The organism is Bradyrhizobium sp. Arg816 (assembly GCF_029989365.1).
GTDB lineage: Bacteria > Pseudomonadota > Alphaproteobacteria > Rhizobiales > Xanthobacteraceae > Bradyrhizobium.
Window position 1 is genome coordinate 75406 of record NZ_JAPRAQ010000017.1, and the last position, 19118, is coordinate 94523.

The following is a 19118-nucleotide window of genomic DNA, read 5'->3' on the forward strand; positions in this document are numbered from 1 at the left end:
GTGTCACCCATTCCCGGATGCCGCGTGGCCGAGATCACCGGTCAGCAGCGTGATGTAGTGAAACGGATCTGGTAATCCGCGGCAACTCAGCGCCATTGGCGGAAAGCCTTCCCCTCCGGCGGTCCACCAGAAGCTAGCCGCGGCGTACACCTGTGGGTTGGCGGTGCAAAGTGCTGCAAACGACCCCGCGAAGGCGTCGACCGCCGAAGCCCTGCCCATTGCCGCAGTACCAAGCGACGTGATCGGCGGGCCGCCGGCGATGGTCTCCTGCAGTCGTGGCACCGCAAGCCGATCCAATGCATCGGAGATCTGCTCGAAGGTTGCGGCCCGATCCAGCGTCGAAAGCATGAACGCTTCCACTTGCCCGAACCATTCGTCCTGCGGATCAATGCTCGGCGGCGGCAGCGAGACGGCCTCGCCGGTCACCGCATGCAGGGTCAAGGGATAGTATCGCCCCACCCCGTCGAGCGAGGGCATGATGGCACCCGCCACTGTCGTGCCGCAGATCGCGGCGCCGAGCCAAAACCGCCAGACCGGCGCGGTCAGAAAGGCCTGCTGCCATCCTGGGCCAAGCTGGTGGCGACTTGCTGACAGCGCGGCCTGTACCCACGGCTCCCAGGCTTCCAGGAAGCTGCGCGGGGTCGCGATCGCGATGAAATCGCGCTTGGCGCCGATTTTGCCGAATAGCCCGCAACGCATGGTCATATCCCGGTCGGGCAACGAAACTCGCGCAGCACTGACAGGTTCAGCGGGTTGCGCAACGACCCAGTCGAAATTTGATAGTTGAGCTCGCGCCCCGCGACGATGAAAGTCGCGCTGGCCGTTTCCGCTTTCACAACCAACGAGCCCGCCTCCAGCATCCGAAATAACGACCAGGGACCAATGCGCTCGAGCACGGATGGCGCGCCGGTGTCGTTACTGACTGAAATCGCCGTTCGCGGCGCCGGGCCCGGCCATAGGACGGTCGTTGGCGAGTTGCTCTGTGGCGGTGGTGGCGGTGGCGTCGGTTGCGGACCGCCGAACAAGGACGAAGTGGCCGGTCCGGGAATGGTTGGGCTCGCAATCGTGGTGCCGCCGATCTCGGTCTTGACGGTCACGCCTGGCCCCGGTGCCCCAGGAGGCCGGATCGCGAAAGAAACGGCGGGCACACCGCCGCCCGTCTGGAAGAACGCATCCCGGATATAAGCCGCATTCTGGAATTGTTTGAGCGTGTCGGGCGAGAACGACCGACCAACGGGGCTCTCCTTGCGCCAAGCCCAGTCCGACCGCGACGTGTCGGCATAAGGTGCCAGGTACTGGGTGAAGAACTTGTCCATAACGCCATTCGGACTGAACAATTTGGCAAAATCCGCCAGCGGGACTTCCTGGCCGCTGCTGCGGACAAACGGGTAGCGGTTGGTCACGGTCTGTTGGCAGACCGGCGTGACCTGATCGCGCAACGTTTGCAGGATTTGCCCGGCGGTTGAAGCCGCGATGCTGCCTTCGAACTCCGCGGCTGCTGCGCGCAGCATGTCGGAGAATGGCGGCGGCATGCGCGAGGCATTGTTGCGGAGCGCTGCGACCTGGGTCTGAAGCGCAGCCGTGGCCTGTGCCGTCAGTTGGGGATTCTCGATGATCAACGTCAAGTTCTGCGAGATGTCGTTCAGGTTCGCGATGGTCGAGTCGATCGGCCGGCGGGTGCTCTCGCCTTCGAGCGCCGCGTGGTAAGGTTTGAACTGCGCCTCGATCGTCGCGCCAGGCGGTCCATCCTGGGCATTCGTGAAGAGTGCCGGAGCCGGTGCGGCAGCTGGCGCCGAAGCGTTCGCCGGCTTCGCCCGTTCCTTGGTCAGCATCGTCTCGTCGCGCACCGATTCCAGAATTTGCCGCATCGGCGAGGTCGGCGCCGAAAGCGCCCGCAGCACCTCGTATTTCGGCTTGTCGGCGAGCAACTTCTTCAGGCGCAGGCTCCCGAGCGCCGTTCGCCAGGTCGTCACGAAATCGTTGGAATAGATGTTGAGCAGATCGCCGGCCAGATTGTCGTACTGCTGGTCGATGGCCGACTGCTGGCCTGCATCACCCAAAACCCATCGCTCCCGCTTCATCCGCCCAGACAATCCGGACAGCCGGGCGACGAACTTCTGCTGGAAGCCGTTATACGTGAAGAACTCAGGTACCCGCACCGCATCCAAAGGCTGCCCCGTCGTGGTTTCGAACACGACACCCATGTCGGGTCCGCCATGGCGGCTAGCGATCCAGTCGCCAGCGGTCGATGCGCGAGCCTCCGATTTCAGAAACTCGTAGGCACGTTGCGACACGCTCAGGCGCGCCAGGGAGCTCTGGGCCTGCTTGATCAATCGGCCGTCGAGTTCGACCAGCGGCTGCTGCTCGGTCTCGAGGTCGAACATTGCCACGAGGTTCTCGTCGAGCAGACGCCGCCCTTCCGCGTTGGTGGCGCCAGGATAGAGGTTGTCCGCCCAGTCACGTTGCATCCAGGAGCGGATCAGCTCGCGGTCCGGCGACTGCAGGCCGCCGACCATCAGATAGACCTTGAGCGCCTCGTAGACGAAGGCAGGTTCGTTGATGCGCGCATTGAGCTGCTCCTCGAGGCGATACAGCAGGCGCGGCCGGAACATGCGCTCAAGCGCCGTATGATAGGCCGCCTTCGAGGGCGACAGCAGGCGGGCGTGCTGACTGAGCCCGTAGCGAGCCGACAGCGGCACCGACTCGCCGCGCGATCCGTAGCCTGCCGGGGCGTTGCGCAGCCGGTAGAGTAGCGGCAGCACCTTGTCGAGATCATGATCGGCAATCAGCGTCTGCTTGATAAGTGGTGCGCCGGCGGCCGCATACTCGCTATCCGCTTGCAGGCTTTGCTCGATCAAATCGGAGTTCCGCTTGTAGCTCATCAGCCAAGCTGCGATCAGTCCGATCGAGACCAGGCCGATCAATGACAGGGCCGCGGTTTTCAGGATCAGCGCGCGGCGCACCGCGGCACGGTCGGTCGAGACCCAGTCGGCCTCGCCGATGATGACCTTGGAAATCAGATCGGCGAGGAAGAAGCTCTTGCCCGTGCCCGAATAGGATCCGGAACCGACCTCCTCAGCGCCGAACGTACGTGCCAGCGACCCGATCAATTGATCGATCGGCGTGCCCTGCTGCGTACCCGAGGTAAAGTAGAAGCCGCGCAGGTTCGCGTTCACGTGATAGCGCGTCGGCTCGAAGATCTGGTTGAGGAAGTCGTGGATCTGGGGCTTGAGCCGCGCCATCTGTGCCGGAAAGCCGAACAATTGCACGCGGTGCTGGGGCGTCGGCTCGTCCTGCAGACGGTCGAGCGTCTCCTCGCTCAGGCGCTCCAGCAGACGGTCGAACTCGACCGGGATCTGCCCCACCAGATTCTGGGTCTTGTCTGCGGTCTGGAACGTGGCACCCCAAACCTGGCGGCGGCCGGCCTCCCCGAGATAGGCGAAATACTCGGTGAAGCCGGCAACGAGATCGGCTTTGGTAAATAGCGCGTAGACCGGGAAGCTGACCTTGAGCCTCTGATGCAACTCGAGCAGGCGCATCCTGATGGCATCGGCGTGAAGTGCGAGTTCCTGCTTCGGCAGCGTCAGGATGTCTTCGATGCTGATGGCGACAAGGACGCCGTTGATCGGCTGGCGCGACCGGCTTTTCTTCAGGATGTCCAGGAACGCCAGCCAGCTGTCCTTGTCGGCCTTGCTGTTGGAGTCCTGGGTCGTGTAGCGGCCGGCGGTATCGATCAGCACCGCCTCCTCGGTAAACCACCAATCGCAGTAGCGCGTACCGCCGACCCCCGCGATCGCTGCGGGCGTCGCCCCGCGCGCGAGCGGAAATTTGAGCCCGGAATTGACCAGCGCCGTGGTCTTGCCGGCGCCGGGCGGACCGATGATGACGTACCACGGCAGATCGTAGAGATAGCCCGACTTGTTGCCGCTGGCGGTCTTCAGCGTCGCGAGCGCATCCTTCATGCGCTCCTTGAGCACCGGTTCATCGCTGACGGGCTGGTCGGCACCAGCGATGCCATCGGCAATCTCCTTGGCACTCTTGCGCCGCTTGAACAGATTGAGGCCAACGATGCCTGCCACGACCGTGGTGAGCAGCAGAATAGCGATCTGCCGGACGATATGGTTCTCCAGCGGCCGCCAGTCGCCGAACGCGATGAAGGGACCGGCGAGATAGATCACCGCTCCGAGCGAGCTGAGCCCTACTCCGTAGAGAACGATGCGAAGGATGTCCTTGGCAAGCATCTAACCGTACCTGTCGCAAACCACCTGACCCGGCGGTATCTGCCTATTCGCTGCGTTCGATAAAGATCTCGACGCGCCGGTTCTTGGCGCGTCCCTCGGGTGTCGTGTTGCTGGCGATTGGCGCATCTGCTCCTTTGCCCTCGACGTCGACGCGCGAACCATCGGTCAAGCCAGGCTTCAGTGCCGCGGCAACCGCCTTGGCGCGCTCGACCGACAACTCGAAATTTGTCGGGAAGCGGACTGTGCGGATCGGCGAGCTGTCGGTATGGCCAACGACCCGGATCCGACCCGGCTCCTTGTCGAGGGTTGCTGCGACGCGGAGTGCGATCGGCTTGAAACCGTCGAGGATGGTCGCCTGGCCCGATGCAAACAAGGCCAGATCGCAGACTCTGATCACGATGAAGCTCGGGGTCTGGTCCGCCGTCATGGCACAGGCGGTGTTCTCCTTCGCGAGCGCATTGCGGATGCGTTGCAACTGGGTGATGCGATCCGGCGGTGGTGGAGGCGGCGGCGGCGGGGGTGGTGCAACGACCTGGCGCTTGAGCTCGATCGGGCCGGCTGGATGGAGCGCGAGCGCCACCTCGGCAGCATTCTCTGCCCGGCCGGCGAGGAGCGTCCGCAGGAGGAAATAGGACCCGGTCAGCAACGCGGCGACGACGGCCGCGACGAGCCAGACCGGAACGCGCAGACGCTGCCGGCGCCCCGCCAGCGCCTGCCCGCGCCAGTTGGGCGACAGGTCGCTCATCGTCTTCGGCCGGACCCGGCGCAGCAATTCATAGAGGTTACGCTGGATCAGCTGCAGGTTCGCAAGTCCGCCCCCTGACGTCCGGTGAATGCCCTGAAAACCAAGCGCAAGGCAGGCGTGCTGAAGTTCGAGGACCGGATAGTTGACCAGTGGATCGACCTTCAAATGGTCGAGAATCTCGAAGAAACGGACGCCGCCGACACGCTCGCCGAAGAACCGGCTCAGCATCGAATATTGCGTCCAGACGTGGCGCTCCTCGGTCGGGATGTGCTGCACGATATCGTCGGCGGTGGCACACAGGATGTATTTCGCTGTGTTGGCCTGGTGCTCGGATATGCCCGCGGAACGGATGTCCTTCTCGAAGAACTTGATCGCGTCTGCAACCTGCTCCATCAAACTCGCGAATGACGCGCGCATGAGCGCCACCCGCAGCCGACCAAGCAGCTGCAGCAACGGGCCAGCAGCGCGCATCACTGGATTGGCATTTGGCGCGACGAGATCGTCGACGCGCAACGGCGGTCCGGGCGGTAGCATGGGCTGCTGCGCCTGGGCTTGCGCGGGTGTCGATATCCATTCCTCAGCGGGATGGCTGGCCGGCGCGGAGGCGTAGTTCGAGCCCTGCGGGACAGGAGAAAATGATGGCGGTGGCGCCGGCGCGCCGGGAGAGGGTACCGGTGATGGCGAATAGCCTGGACGTGCCGCAGGGCCCTCGCCCGGCGGAGGCTGAGAGGTCGGCGCCGGCGGCAACTTCCCGCCGGGGTTGGGACGGATGATCGTCCGTTCACCCCGACCGAAAGGATTAACCGGCTTGTCCCTGTCGCTCATGGCCTGTCTTCCAGGATAGCCCAAAGGTACAGCTCAAGCTCCGGCCAGTCGCCGGAGAAGTGCATTCCGATCGAGGCCGCCGTGCTGAACTCGGGCCACAGCGGCGACTTGCGGTCGAGATAGAAATAGACGTGATCCGTGATCGCCCGGATATGCGGGGGCGGCGTCGGCAAATGCGCCAAGGTCAGGCCCGGCAAGTTTGCGTGCACGATCTCGTTCATCTTGGTGTTCGGCCCGACCTTGAACAGGTGCGGGAAATCGTTCTGGATCTCCACGAGCGGCCGCCGTGCGGCAACCTCCAGCACCAGGGTCGCATTTCGGAATAGCGCGCGATCGCGGATCGGCGACACGAACGCATTCTGTGCGCGCTCGATGATCTCCAGGCGGATCGCCCGCCGGCCCAATCGCGCGCTCAAGAAGTCCTGGATGTCGCTCACCAAGGGTGTGAAGACGTTCTCGAGATCGTCGTGATCGTAAGCTGGATAGTTGCGCGCCCTCCGTTCCGCCGTAGAAAATGTCGCAAGTTCACCCGCGAATCTCAGCAATTCCTCGTACAGGCGCTCGGGGTGCACGCTGCCGGAGCGCTGGAAATGAGTCAGGACGGGAATGGTACGGTTCAGCACTTGCAGGACCAGATAGTCGACGCTCTGCAACCCCCCGCCGGATGACGGATCGACCGCGTAACGCGCCAGCTCGTCGAGTTTGGTCTCAACCCAGCCGATGATGCGGTTGAGCCAGCCATCGATGATCGGATGCGCGGCGCAGATCAGGATCGGCGGCACGAATTTATCGTCGAACAGGATGTTCTTGTCGCGCACCTCGAGAATGCGCGCGATGCCGAGGCCCATGTATCCGGGCTTGCTGCTCTTGCGCAGTTCGAACGACAGGCGCGGATAAGCGATGTCGATCTCTTCCTCGATGCGTAGCGCAGAGGTCGAGTCAATGAAGGTTTCCGAAGTACGAACATAACGACTGGCGCTGTCGGTGCGATCCTCGTCGACCTCGCGGGTGTTTGGCGCCGCGACCGGCATCATCAGCCAGACGATCTGGCCTGCGGCCGTCTCCGGCACATCGATCGCTTCGGGAATTTGGCTGTCCGCAGGGATATCGAACGGCGTGCCGTCCGGCATGACGCCGGACGCATTGCGCACCGCGAACTTGCTCTGTTCGGTAAGATCCTTGTCGATCTCTAGCTGGGCAAAGCCCCACGGGTATGGTGTCGTGTAGCGAACGCGCTTTTCCAGCAAGTGTTCGATGTAGCGATCGTTCTGCTGCAGATGATGCGGCCGCAGAAACAGACCTTCCGACCAGAAAACTTTGCTGTACCAAGACATTCCTACATCCACTTAGAAATTGTCGGCAGCCGCCTGGTCGCCGATAGTTTACTTTGAACCGGGCTTGTCACCGCGGTCGTAATAGTCCGAGAAATACAACATGAAGGTTTCGATCGGCGCGCTGTTGTCGCGGCCAAGATGCGCCTTCCAGCGCGTCAAGAACTCGTCCCAGAGTTTGCCCTTGTTCGTGCCGAGCCAGGAGCTTGCTCCACGCTGAAGCTCGAGCTCGCGCGCCATCAGCGTCGGATCTATGCCCGCAATCAGCTCATGGACAGCGTGCTGCATCGCCATGTAGGTCTTCAACTGATGTGACTTGAGATCACTGAAGCCCTGTGCAAAGGCGCGCTGTGCGTCGAGGTAGCTGCGCGTCGGCGGCCCAAAGAGAATGCGCATCGCTTCTTCCGAGGTCGGCGAGAACTTCAGCGGATTATTTTCGACGGCTTGGACGGTGGTTTGGCTGGTGCTACGGGTCAGCTGCTTGGCTTGGGTGCGCGCCTGCAGCAGCGCCATCAGACTATCCACGGTCATACGCAAGATGATGCCAAGCTGTTCGGCGAGTTCGGCATCGGACTTGCTGGCAAAGAAATTGTCCGGCAATCCTGCAGCGCGCGCCACCAGTCGCGCGAACTCAGTCTCGCCGACTGGCTTGGCCGTGACAGGTCCCGCGTCTGCCGCTTGCGCCGGACGCGATGGCGATGCTGGCGGCTGGGCAGCAGCTGGTTCATCATCGATCCATGCCGACGGCCGGCGTGGGGTCGGCATGATGGGCGGGCGCTCGACTTGCGGTTTCGGCGCGTTGGCCGGACCGGCTGCCCAGTTCATGTCGTCGTCCTGCTCGGGCGGTTGGTACGCAGACGCCGACTGTGACCGTCGGAATGGGTCGACACCCGGTGCCGGGACGCTCGCCGCCCAATCCAGGAACCCCGGATTGACGGGCCGCGCCGCCTCGCGTGGCTTCTTCAACAGTTGCGGATCGATCGGCGGCGGAATGTCACGATCGGCTGCCCAAAGCTCTCCGTAGTTGGCATGCTGCTGGACTGAGGGTTCGCGCAGTTGCGCCTCATGGTTTGGGCTGCGCCCGCCAGCCTCATTCTCCAGCGAAACTCCGATGATGTAGTGGCCGATCGTGAGTCGGTCACCGTCACGCAAGCGGTGCGGCCCCCGCATGCGCTGGTCGGCACCATTGAGAAAGGTGCCGTTGGTCGAAACGTCGTGCAGCCAATAGCCACCGTCGCGAAAGTGCACCTCGCAGTGCTTTCCGGAAATCGTCCGCGCCGGATCCGGCAGCGTCCAGTCGAGGTGACGGTCCCGGCCAATATCGACTGAACGCCTGCCGGTGACCGTAAACGACACAGGTCCGCCATCCGGAAGGTTCGGTTCGTTCTCGATATTAAAGCGAAGCACCATCACATCGTCTCGTTAGCGTGGAGGGCGCGGTTCGCCGCGAGCCAATTGAATACCATCCTCTAGGCATGACGTCATTATCCGGTCCCGGGAGTCACGGGGGAGCCGGCAGAGGCCGATCAGCAGTGCGGCACGCACCGCCCGCGCGGCCTGATCTGGCTTGGCTTCCACGGGCGCAAATTCCGGGGGAACCACGCTTCCGCCGGACCAGCCGGCCGCCAGCGCCAGCCATGTCGCTGGCTGCTCAGGATCATTGGCATTGCCGACAGCCAGCGCCTTGTTCCGGGACTGCTCGTCCGGTTGCCGGACCCAGGTCTCCACAATATTCAGCGACCTGGTATCGCTGGCGTCGAAATGGTCGAACATCAGTCGCAGAGAGCGACATCCCCAGGCAACTGCTACGCGCCTGGGAAGCAGATAGGCACAGTAAGACACGGCCGGGTGCCAATTCCGCGCATCGGCGGCCTCCTGAAGGAAGTCCAGCGAAGGCTTGTCAGCGTCGGCTTTGCCGACATCATAACGCGCCAGGGGATAGGCCTGAAACAGATCCTGGACCGTACCGAACCGAACTTGTCCCATGACCGTCAACCAACAAGGGTTGGAGTGCCGTGGGCGACCAGCGGACCACCGGCAGCAAGCGCCATACCGGCCTGCGCCGTCATGGCGATCGTCGGCGCGTTGATGACGATGCCCGCCGGGGTCAGGATGATCTGACTAGGACCCACCTGTAGGGTGATGTTGGCATTGGCCATGAGCGTGATGCTGATGCCCGCATTGACAGACTGGTCCATGGCCAAAGTGATGTGCTGACCACCCAACTGGATATCGAGCTTATCATTGCCGTTCTTGAGCGTGGTGTTGCGCGTGTCGCCGCCAAATGCAGCTTCGCCGATGGTACGTGTCTCGGTGTCGCGGACCGTTACGTCGTGGTCCTTCTCGGCATGCACCGTGATCTTCTCGGACCCCTTCTTGTCCTCGAAGTTCCACTCGTTGAAGCCGCCGCCACCTTTGGTGGAATCCGACTTCAATCCCGCAATCGTCTTCTTCGACGGCAGATCGTAGGGCAGCTTGTATTCGTCGTTGTACACGGTGCCGATCACCAGGGGCCGGTCCGGATCCCCCTCCAGGAATTCGATAACGACTTCCTGTCCGACGCGCGGGATGATCTGACCGCCCCAGCGCTTGCCAGACCAAACCTGAGCCACGCGCAACCGGCACGACCGCTTCTTCTTCCGATCCCAGAAAAAGCGGACATAGATTTCGCCCAGGGACTCGACGTCGATTTCCTCGCTCGAATTATCGTCTTTGGTCACCACCTTGGCCGTCTGGATGCCGTTGATCCTTGGCTTCGGCGTCATCATCAGCGCTCGAAACGGCCGATCACTCGGCAAGAACTCGTAGCTGCCGAAATAGACGTGTTGCCCTGCGTCGCTCGGCCCCCCGGTGCGATAGGATTCGATCGAGAACGAGTGCACAGCTCGCACCACGAGGTATTCGACGTTCTGCGAGTCCTTGGAGTGCTTTTCGAGCTTCGTCAGCCCACCGGGGAACAGGTTGACGGCGTCGCCATTGCCGCGGCGACGCCGATCCATCGCTTGCTCTGCCTGGAGCTGGATCTTCGCGTAGCGCTCGCCGTCGGATTTCTCCTTGAACTTCCCGGGATAGTCGTAAAACTCCATCTCCGACCGAGTGTAATGCTCGGAGCCCTTGGCGTCGCTGATCATCTGAGCGTTGGGCTTCTGGTAGTTGTAATCGTTGAGTTCGATCTTGCCGGTACGAAACCGTCGCTCCGATACCCATTCATAGATGTGCTGCTCGCCTCGCCGGTCGGCCCCCGCCAGCGGGATGTAGGGAATCGTAGCAAGACCTTTGATCGGACTGTGCGACGATTTGGAGTCCGCCAACACCAGCGTGTGCTTGCCACCCTCATGCTTGAAGAAGTAGTAGATGCCGTGCTGCTCCATCAGCCGGCATACGAAGTTCATGTCGGTCTCGCGGTACTGAACGCAATATTCGAGCTTCGGACAAGAACCCTCTTCGGTCAGTTTGGATTCATAGTCGGTGAAGCCGCGTTCGTTGAAGACCTCTTTGATGATGTCGGGCGCCTTCTTGTCCTGAAAGATCCGGCAATCGGTGGTCCGCGACAACAGCCATAACCAGGGCCTCAGCACGATCCGGTAGCTGAAATAGTCGTTCTTCACCCCGAGCCACTGGGCCTCCGTCAGGATGCCACTGAACTCGCGCTCCTTTTCATGCAGCTTTATGGTCAGCGTGCACTGCTGACCGATAGCGCGGTCGAAGTCGAGGTCGGCATCCTCACTGAGACACTCGATGCGATACTCGAACAGTTCGCTGAGACCTTCCGAGCCTTCGAATCCGGCAAAAACCAAAACGTCCTTGCCAAGAGGCGTCTTGAGTTCGCAGAGGCGGGTATCCTGAGTAAGCTGGCCCATGTGGGCTTAAACTCCCTCCTTCGATCGAATGACCCGCTGCAAAAAGCTGATCAGACGTTATGCAAGAACGACGGAAATCCTGCGCGCCACCGGCAGTGCCGGCAAGCCCGCCCCAAGGCTGGGCTTCCTGACGTTCCACAACGGGCATCAAGTAGTCGGCTCCAAGAGCTTGCCGGTTCACGCGAAAATGGCATGATCTTCGGGAATGAACCAAGGTCGGCAGGCATCTGACCCATAGGAATGGAATCGGATCATGCGCCCCCGCGCGATCCCCTGGTCGCCACGGGCTCGGCAGCGGGGCCGCGATCGAGCAGATGGACGGTCCTCGTATGCTTGATGTCGCCTCCCTGACGCAGCCCATTGCCGCTGACGATCCCTGCGGGCCGGATCTCGACGCCAGCGGGGACGTCCAATATCTGAACTTCTTCGCAGGTGCGGAATCGCTGCTGCCGATGTCGTTCTTCGAGGTCGTCAATGCCAACGGAGAGCGTGGACGCTTCGATCCAAAGGCAGTCGATTTTGCCGGCCAGTTTGCCGCCGCGCAGCCGATTCTGGCGCGTACCCGCGATCTACGTCTGAACCTGCTGCTGGCCAAGTTTTCAATCCTCAACCGCGATCTCGACGGCTTTCTCTGCTGCCTGAAGGCGACCAACCTGCTGCTGCGCGAGCAGTGGGAAGCGGTGCATCCGAAGGGCGAGGACGGCGACTATGCACTTCGCGCCGTCACAGTCGAGGCAATCGACGTGTTTCCGACCGTGATCAACCCGCTCCAGTTCCTCCCCCTGATCGAGAACCGCAGACACGGCAACCTCAACTACCGTGCCTATCAAATCGCTCAGGGAGAAATTCCCGCCGGCGACGCCGACGCCGACGGGCCTGATCTGGCGGCCATCGAGCGCATCGTCAGCGAGACAGATCTCGACACTCTCAAGGCAACCAGCGGGCGGTGCTCCGCGGTCGCGGCTGAAATCGCGGGTATCAAGCAAACCTGGCACGAGAAGTTGAACGCGGGGCAACCGATCAGCCTCGACAGGCTCTCTGGCTTGGTTAACGGCATGGCTGCCTGGCTTGCGGGTCTCGTCGCGTTGCGCGATCCGGCCGCGATCGCCGCAACCGCGGAAGATGTCGGTCCTGTCGATACACAGGCGCCGTCAGACACGACCGGGATGGTGACTTCATCCGCACAAGCATCTGCAGCGCTTGCAGCGGCCGCGGACTATTTTGCCCGAATGGAACCATCCAACCCGGCACTGTTGCTGGTGCGTCAAGCGCAGGAGATGGTTGGCAAGTCATTTATTGAAGTCATGCGGATGCTGATGCCTGCGCACGTGGAGAGCGCTGCGATCAACATCGGGCGCGACAAGGTCTTCGAGCTGCCGATCGAACGGATGGCGGAACTCGCCACGTCGCCCTCATCGACGGCCGAGAACAACACTCAAGATATTGTATTTTCAGTGGAAAGCAGAGCGCAAGCCTTGGGCCTGCTGACGAAGGTGGCGTCGTTTTTCCGAACCGCAGAGCCGTCCAGCCCCATCCCCTTTTTGGCAGATCGCGCGCGCGACCTCGCGCAACGAGATTTTCTCAGCCTTTTGGATGATGTTCTTCCTGAGGGAGCGCTTAAAACAATCGACAGATCGCATTGAACCCAGCTTTCGCTCGAGGGCACTAAATGGACACAAGGATGTTTGCCGACCGCAGCAACTTGAAGTCCCTAGCCGATCTGCGTCGCGCAAATTCGACGTCTAAAGCGATTTCGTAGTGAGGGAACCATGGCTACAGATAGCGGTCAAAAATTCATTCGTCGAAATCGCGCACCACGCGTGCACATCACATACGAAGATCCTTACGACGCCGAGCGGCTGATCGAACTTCCGTTCGTCATGGGCGTCCTCTCCGACCTTTCCGGCAACAACCCCGGCGTCGAGAAGGCGAAGGTCGAGGAGCGCAAATTCCTCGAGTTCGACATGGACAATTTCGACGGTCGCATGGCGGCAATCCAGCCCGGCGTGACGGCGCGCGTCGCCAATCGTCTCAGCGACGGATCAGACGAAAAACTTTCGGTCAATCTGCGCTTCAACAAGATGGCCGACTTCACTCCCGTGGCCGTCGCCCGCCAGGTGCCGGCTACAGCCAAGCTGCTCGAGGCGCGCGAACAACTTGCCAACCTGCTGCGCTACATGGATGGCAAGGTAGCCGCCGAGGATCAGCTGAAAAAACTTCTGGCCGATCCTCAACTGATGGCAGCGCTTCGGGAACGTGCGATCAGCCAGTCGACCGAACCTGGCACCGAGAGCTAAGGAAGGAACGGGGACCATGGCAAAAGAAGCTGTTCACAAAGAGAGCACCACCCAGGTCAAGACCGTCGAAGCTGACGAGTTTGCCACTCTGCTGAAGCAAAGCTTCAAACCGCGCACCGAACGCGCAGCGACCGAGGTCGACAACGCGGTATCCACGCTCGTTCAAGAGGCATTGAAGGACTCGAGCGTCATCAAGTCGGACGTGCTCGACACGATCGAGGAGATGATCGCGCGGATCGACCAGAAGCTGACCGCGCAGATGAACGAGATCATTCACGCACCCGAATTCCAGGCGATCGAAAGTACCTGGCGGGGCCTCCACTACCTCGTCTTCAACTCGGAGACCGACGCCAACCTCAAGATCCGGGTCATGAACGTCTCGAAGAACGAGCTGTATCGTAATCTGCGGCTTTACCCCGATGCGCGCTGGGACCAGAGCCCATTGTTCAAGCAGATCTACGAATACGAGTTCGGCCAGTTGGGCGGCGAGCCGTTCGGCTGCCTTATCGGCGACTACTATTTCAGCCACCTCCCCACCGACGTGCAGTTGCTGCGCGATCTCAGCAAGATCGCCGGCGCCGCACACGCCCCCTTCTTCAGCGGCGCCGAGCCGACGCTGATGGGAATGGATTCGTGGACCGAATTGTCCAACCCTCGCGATATCGGCAAGGTGTTCGACACGCCGGAATATGCCGCATGGAAGGGACTGCGCGACCAGGACGACTCGCGTTATCTCGGCCTGTGCATGCCGCGTGCGCTGGGTCGCCTCCCCTACGGCGCGAAATCGGAGCCCGTGGAGGAGTTCGCCTTCGAGGAGGAGACCGACGGGCACACCGGCGACAAATACGGCTGGATCAACGCCGCCTATGCGATGGCGGTCAACATCAACCGCGCCTTCAAGGAGTTCGGCTGGTGCACGCGCATCCGCGGTGTGCAATCCGGCGGCGAGGTCATCAATCTGCCGACGCATACATTCCCGACCGACGACGGTGGCGTCGATCTGAAATGCCCGACCGAGATCGCCATCAGCGATCGCCGCGAGCACGAACTTGCAAAGGCGGGCCTCATCCCGCTGATCCATCGCAAGAACACCGACAAGGCCGCCTTCATCGGCGCCCAGTCGCTTTACAAGCCGAAGAAGTATTTCGGCGAGAAGGGCGTGGATGCAACCGCGTCCGACAACCTGTCGTCACGTCTGCCCTACATGTTCGCAGTGTCCCGCTTTGCGCACTATCTGAAGTGCATGGTTCGCGACAAGATCGGATCCATGAAGGAGAAGGATGAGCTGACGGTCTGGCTGCAAACCTGGATCAACGAGTACGTTGATGCCAACCCAGCCCTGTCGTCAGAAGCTCAGAAAGCGCGCAAGCCGCTGGCCGCTGCGAAGGTAGAGGTCATAGCAAACGAGGAGAACCCGGGATATTACAACGCGCGCTTCTTTCTTCGTCCGCACTTTCAATTGGAAGCGATGGATGTCGGCCTCAGTCTGGTTTCACGCCTGCCAGGTCCCAGTTCCTGACGCTGCAGCATCGCAACCGTACACACAGAAATTTGAGAGGACCATGCTATGGCTGTCGACATCTTCCTGAAGCTCGATCCGATCAAGGGCGAGTCGCTGGACGACAAGCACAAGGACGAAATCGATATTTTGAGCTGGTCGTTTGGCGAGAGCCAGACCGGCACCTTCCACAGCGGATCGGGCGGCGGCGCCGGCAAGGTCAGCGTGCAGGATCTCCACTTCACGCACTTCGTTGACAAGGCCACGCCGGAACTTTTCAAGGTCTGCGCAAACGGCAAGCATATCGACAGCGCGATCCTGACGGTCCGCAAGGCCGGCGAAAACCCGCTGGAATATCTCAAGATCGAGATGAAGCAGGTTCTCGTCACCAGCGTATCGACAGGCGGATCGCACGGCGAAGATCGCCTTACCGAAAATGTGAGTCTGAACTTCGCGAAGGTCAAGATGATCTACAAGACCCAGACGGAGAAGGGTGGCGCCGGAGCTTCCCCGACGTTCGGCTGGGATGTCCCTGCCAACAAGGAATGGGCCTGATTGTCGGCCCCTCGCCTGGCGCCGGTTGCGAATGGCGAACCGGCGCCAAGCGGTGCGATTTTGATCGCACCTCTCGTCCGGCCCGGTTGCGGGCCCGAAAGCCTGCTGGGCGACGTCAAGTCGGACACCAACGAGCGCCCCCGAGATTGCATGCGAGTTGGGCGTCATGGGGACCGTGAATGACCATTGCACCAAAGAAGGATCGGCTCTCTCCCCCATTGATGCTGGCATTTCGCTCGGCCCATGAAGCGCGCGACGCACGCAAGAAGCTCAATCTGCGCGATGAGTCTGGCGAGCGGGTCATTGCAGGGCGGCGGAGCGCGGGCCGTTTTCCAATCTCGGAAACGTTGCTCCGGCGCGAGGTCTCCCATGACCTCGAAACGCTCCTCAATACCATTGCCCTGGAATCGACCCTGGATCTGAACGGCCGCGATTGCGTCCGAACCTCAATCCTGAACTTTGGCTTCCCTGATATTGCCCATCGTTCGATCGACGAGGTCGCCGACGACGAGCTCACCGACGCGTTGCGCGCGACGCTCACGACCTATGAACCGAGGCTTGATCGCAACACCATCCGGGTCCGACGCGACGGTTCGGTCGGCCCCGAGCAACTCAAGCTGCGCTTCATCGTTCACGCCGACCTGAAGGCCGAACCGCTCAACGTCCCCGTGGAGTTCGTCGCCGACGTCGACCTCGACAGCGGCGATATCCAGATCAACCGACTTTAGCATGAACCGCGAATTCCTGGATTTTTACAATCGTGAACTGTCACTGCTCTACGAGCAGGCCGGGGATTTCGCCGAAGAGTATCCCGGCATCGCGGAACGCCTCGGTGGGCTGATCCGGGATCGCTCGGATCCCATGATCGCAGGATTGCTGGAAGGTGCTGCATTTCTCGCCGCTCGCGTTCAGCTCAAGCTCAAGCACGAGTTCCCGGAATTCACTGCAAACCTGCTCGAGCAACTGGTTCCGAATTACCTTGCCCCGACTCCGTCGGCCATGCTGGTCACGGCACGCCCCCCCTATGCCGACCCAGCGCTACGCGATGGCAAGAAGATCGCGCGCGGCGCCTATTTCGATGCCACCTACCGCGAGAGAGAACGAAGTCTTTCCTGCCGATTTCGACTTTGCCGCGATGTCGCTCTTTGGCCATTTGACGTCACCGGCGCCGAATACTTCTCGACGGCAGGCGCGCTGCAGGCGCTCGGGATTCCCGTCGGCGGCGACGTCATCGCGGGGCTCAGGCTGTCGTTGACTCACCGTACCGCGGCCCGGCTCGATGAGGAGCTGCCGGACGCAGAGGCCAGGGCCAAGCCGGAAACCTGGTTTGCAGGCTGCCGCACGAGCGAGCTTCCGATCTACCTTTCAGGCGCGGAATCCGACGCCATCGCGCTTTACGAGCAATTGATCTCGAACTGCAGGGGCGTCTACTTCCGGCATCTCGATGATTTCGGCGATCCGGTGGTGACTCGTGCGCCCCATGACTGCGTGCAGCAGATTGGTTTCGACGAGAACGAGTCGCTGTTTCCCAACGACAACCGGGTCTTTCGCGGCTCGGAGCTGCTGCGGGAATATTTCATGTTTCCACGCAAGTTCCTCGGCTTCAACCTGACGGGACTTCGCAGCGTGATGCCACGGCTGCGCAGCAAGTCGATCGATATCGTCTTCGCGTTCGATGAACACAATTCACGGCTTGCCGCCGCGGTGCGTCCCGATACCTTCAGGCTCTATACCGCGCCGGCGATCAACCTGTTCGAGAAGACGAGCGATCGCATCCCCGTCAAGTCGAATACGCACGAGTACCATGTGGTGCCCGATCGCAGCCGCTATCTGGAATACGAACCGCACCAGGTGCTCGAAGTCTACGCGCACTTTCCGGCCGACAAGGACAAGCGGCCGGTGCGCCCGCTGTATTCGGCCGCCGTCGACCGGACCAGCGGATCGGTCGAGGGGCTTTATTTCACCGTTCGACGGTTGCCCCGGCGCCGCACGGTGGGAGAAAAGACCTATGGCGCATCCTCGGACTACACAGGGACGGATATGTTCCTGTCACTGCTAGAGCCCGGTGAACTTAGCGGCGAAGGCGCGGTCGCCGAACTCAGCGTCCGGGCGCTGTGCTCCAACCGGCATCTCACGGAACACTTGCCGGTCGGCCAGGGCGGCGCCGACTTCCGCCTGCTGGACGATACTTCCCTTGATCTGATGTGCGTCGCCGGTCCCACCCGACCACGCGAACCGATCGTGGCCCAGATGCGCAGCCGCAGCGAGATCGCGAACAGCGGAATCGTCAGCTGGCGGCTGATCAACATGCTGAGCCTGAACTATCTAGGCCTCGTCGAGCGCGGTGGCGGCAAGAACGCCGGAGCCCTGCGCGAAATGCTGTCCTTGTTCGCCGACCAATTCGACGACGCCACGGAACGCAAGATCCGCGGCGTGCGCAGCATAGAAAGCCGGCCCGTCGTACGGCGGGTGCGCGAGCGCACCGGCAGCGGCGCAGCGCGCGGCCTGGAGATTACTATCACGCTCGACGAGAAGGCATTCGAGGGCAGCGGCGTGTTCTTGCTCGGAGCCGTGCTGGAGCGCTTCTTCGCCGACTATTCGGGCTTCAATACCTTCACACAGACGGTCGTCTCGACGCCGGAGCGCGGCGAGATCATGCGTTGGCCGCCGCGCATGGGCACGCGGAGACCTCTATGACGCTGATCGACCAGATGAAGGCGGAGCCCTGGCGGTTCGATTTCTTTAATGCGCTGCGCCAGCTCGAGCGCGCCAACTCGGATCGACCGCGGATCGGTGACAGTGCTGCACGCCGCGAGGAGTATATCGACCTCGGCCAAGTGCCCTATCTGGAGTTCCCCGCCTCCAACCTTGCGGCGGTCGACGACCCGGGTGGCCGGCTCAGGATACTCGTCAAATTTCTCGGTCTCCTGGGGCCGCAGGGCGCGCTGCCGCTTGCCACCACCGACGAAAGCCTCAGTTGGTGGCTGATGCGGGATGACGCCTTCCCGCGCTTTCTCGATCTGCTCAACGGGCGCTTCCTGCAACTCTTCTTTCGCGCCTGGGCCGATGCGCGGCCGATCGCTCAGCACGACCGTCCGGCGGATGATCGCTTCATTGCCTATGTCGGCTCCTTTGCCGGCCTCGGCTCCGACGTTTTCGCCGGTCGAGACACCGTACCGGACATGGCGAAGCTCAGCTTTGCCGGACTGATCTCCCCCAGAGCGAAGTGTGCGTCACGGTTGACGCGGTTCCTGCAGGGGCTGTTCGACGTCAAGGTCGAGATCGACGAATTTGTCGGCACCTGGCTGTCATTCGACCCAGGTCATTGCAGCCGGCTTGGCGGAACCCATGCCAGGCTCGGCCGGGACGCTCTTCTGGGCTCACGCGTATTCAGCGTCGAGGACAAGATCAGGGTGCGAGTCTTCGTCAAGAATTTCAGCCAGTACGAACAGTTCTTGCCGACCGAAGCGCGCAACTTGTCGGAGCCTCTGGCGGACGCCGTGTTCTTCTATATCGGCGACGAATTGGAATGGGAGGTGGAGCTCGCCATTCCGGCGGGAGAGGTCGTCCCGGTCAGGCTCGGACAGAGCGGACGACTTGGATGGACCACCTGGGTCTCGCCGAACTGGACTTCCACGGAAGAATATCGCCGCGATGCCCGCTTTCAGCTCGGCGAGCGCTTGAGCGCCCGTCGGGTCGCCGCAGCCGATGCCCCGGCGATTTGAACCTATCCGCAGCGCCGATTGCCTAAAGCTATGGGATTCGA

Annotated in this window: 14 protein-coding genes; 7 read left to right on the forward strand and 7 right to left on the reverse strand. The window is 61.8% G+C overall.

What is annotated here, in order from left to right; translation table 11 throughout:
• Positions 1-3: 3 nt before the first annotated feature.
• From tagF to OWC48_RS32070, 7 genes are read right to left on the reverse strand one after another with little or no spacing between them, the layout of a single operon-like run.
• Complete coding sequence (tagF, locus tag OWC48_RS32040; protein ID WP_306664578.1) at positions 4-705, reverse strand: type VI secretion system-associated protein TagF; 702 nt, start codon at positions 703-705, stop codon at positions 4-6.
• Positions 702-4241 (reverse strand): type VI secretion system membrane subunit TssM, encoded by a 3540-nt coding sequence (gene tssM / locus OWC48_RS32045; protein WP_282523560.1) that lies wholly within the window; start codon positions 4239-4241, stop codon positions 702-704. The genes tagF and tssM overlap by 4 nt, the downstream gene beginning before the upstream one ends.
• Before the next feature lie 43 nt (positions 4242-4284).
• Positions 4285-5811: a type VI secretion system protein TssL, long form gene (gene tssL / locus OWC48_RS32050; protein ID WP_282523561.1), complete on the reverse strand. Its 1527-nt coding sequence runs from the start codon at positions 5809-5811 to the stop codon at positions 4285-4287.
• Positions 5808-7145 carry a type VI secretion system baseplate subunit TssK gene (tssK, locus tag OWC48_RS32055; protein ID WP_282523562.1) on the reverse strand — a complete coding sequence of 446 codons (1338 nt, stop codon included), beginning with the start codon at positions 7143-7145 and terminating at the stop codon, positions 5808-5810. Before tssK ends, tssL begins: the two co-directional genes overlap by 4 nt.
• A gap of 48 nt (positions 7146-7193) precedes the next feature.
• Entirely contained in the window at positions 7194-8552 is a 1359-nt protein-coding gene (tagH, locus tag OWC48_RS32060) for a type VI secretion system-associated FHA domain protein TagH (RefSeq protein WP_282523563.1), read from the reverse strand.
• 12 nt (positions 8553-8564) lie between these two features.
• Entirely contained in the window at positions 8565-9128 is a 564-nt protein-coding gene (locus tag OWC48_RS32065) for a DUF6931 family protein (protein ID WP_038935432.1), read from the reverse strand.
• Positions 9129-9133: 5 nt separating this feature from the next.
• Positions 9134-11002 carry a type VI secretion system Vgr family protein gene (locus tag OWC48_RS32070; protein WP_282523564.1) on the reverse strand — a complete coding sequence of 623 codons (1869 nt, stop codon included), beginning with the start codon at positions 11000-11002 and terminating at the stop codon, positions 9134-9136.
• A 329-nt stretch (positions 11003-11331) separates the two neighbouring features.
• Here OWC48_RS32070 and OWC48_RS32075 point away from each other — a divergent pair, with 329 nt between their 5' ends.
• From OWC48_RS32075 to tssG, 7 genes are all read left to right on the forward strand, one after another.
• Positions 11332-12645 carry an ImpA family type VI secretion system protein gene (locus OWC48_RS32075; protein WP_282523565.1) on the forward strand — a complete coding sequence of 438 codons (1314 nt, stop codon included), beginning with the start codon at positions 11332-11334 and terminating at the stop codon, positions 12643-12645.
• 126 nt (positions 12646-12771) lie between these two features.
• Positions 12772-13299, forward strand: a complete 528-nt coding sequence (tssB, locus tag OWC48_RS32080) for a type VI secretion system contractile sheath small subunit (RefSeq protein WP_282523566.1) — start codon at positions 12772-12774, stop codon at positions 13297-13299.
• A 16-nt stretch (positions 13300-13315) separates the two neighbouring features.
• Entirely contained in the window at positions 13316-14818 is a 1503-nt protein-coding gene (gene tssC / locus OWC48_RS32085; protein ID WP_028150765.1) for a type VI secretion system contractile sheath large subunit, read from the forward strand.
• A 48-nt stretch (positions 14819-14866) separates the two neighbouring features.
• Complete coding sequence (locus OWC48_RS32090; RefSeq protein WP_014493489.1) at positions 14867-15352, forward strand: type VI secretion system tube protein Hcp; 486 nt, start codon at positions 14867-14869, stop codon at positions 15350-15352.
• Between the two features lie 179 nt (positions 15353-15531).
• Positions 15532-16080 (forward strand): type VI secretion system baseplate subunit TssE, encoded by a 549-nt coding sequence (gene tssE, locus OWC48_RS32095; RefSeq protein ID WP_282523567.1) that lies wholly within the window; start codon positions 15532-15534, stop codon positions 16078-16080.
• Position 16081: 1 nt separating this feature from the next.
• Positions 16082-18049, forward strand: a complete 1968-nt coding sequence (gene tssF, locus OWC48_RS32100) for a type VI secretion system baseplate subunit TssF (protein ID WP_282523568.1) — start codon at positions 16082-16084, stop codon at positions 18047-18049.
• A complete protein-coding gene (gene tssG / locus OWC48_RS32105) occupies positions 18013-19077 on the forward strand; it encodes a type VI secretion system baseplate subunit TssG (protein WP_282523569.1) in 1065 nt (354 codons plus the stop codon). The genes tssF and tssG overlap by 37 nt, the downstream gene beginning before the upstream one ends.
• Positions 19078-19118: the final 41 nt, after the last annotated feature.

Coding starts and splice junctions, on each gene's coding strand:
- tagF (WP_306664578.1), bottom strand. CDS start 705: ATGACCATGCGTTGCGGGCTATTCGGCAAAATCGGCGCCAAGCGCGAT.
- tssM (WP_282523560.1), bottom strand. CDS start 4,241: ATGCTTGCCAAGGACATCCTTCGCATCGTTCTCTACGGAGTAGGGCTC.
- tssL (WP_282523561.1), bottom strand. CDS start 5,811: ATGAGCGACAGGGACAAGCCGGTTAATCCTTTCGGTCGGGGTGAACGG.
- tssK (WP_282523562.1), bottom strand. CDS start 7,145: ATGTCTTGGTACAGCAAAGTTTTCTGGTCGGAAGGTCTGTTTCTGCGG.
- tagH (WP_282523563.1), bottom strand. CDS start 8,552: ATGGTGCTTCGCTTTAATATCGAGAACGAACCGAACCTTCCGGATGGC.
- OWC48_RS32065 (WP_038935432.1), bottom strand. CDS start 9,128: ATGGGACAAGTTCGGTTCGGTACGGTCCAGGATCTGTTTCAGGCCTAT.
- OWC48_RS32070 (WP_282523564.1), bottom strand. CDS start 11,002: ATGGGCCAGCTTACTCAGGATACCCGCCTCTGCGAACTCAAGACGCCT.
- OWC48_RS32075 (WP_282523565.1), top strand. CDS start 11,332: ATGCTTGATGTCGCCTCCCTGACGCAGCCCATTGCCGCTGACGATCCC.
- tssB (WP_282523566.1), top strand. CDS start 12,772: ATGGCTACAGATAGCGGTCAAAAATTCATTCGTCGAAATCGCGCACCA.
- tssC (WP_028150765.1), top strand. CDS start 13,316: ATGGCAAAAGAAGCTGTTCACAAAGAGAGCACCACCCAGGTCAAGACC.
- OWC48_RS32090 (WP_014493489.1), top strand. CDS start 14,867: ATGGCTGTCGACATCTTCCTGAAGCTCGATCCGATCAAGGGCGAGTCG.
- tssE (WP_282523567.1), top strand. CDS start 15,532: ATGACCATTGCACCAAAGAAGGATCGGCTCTCTCCCCCATTGATGCTG.
- tssF (WP_282523568.1), top strand. CDS start 16,082: ATGAACCGCGAATTCCTGGATTTTTACAATCGTGAACTGTCACTGCTC.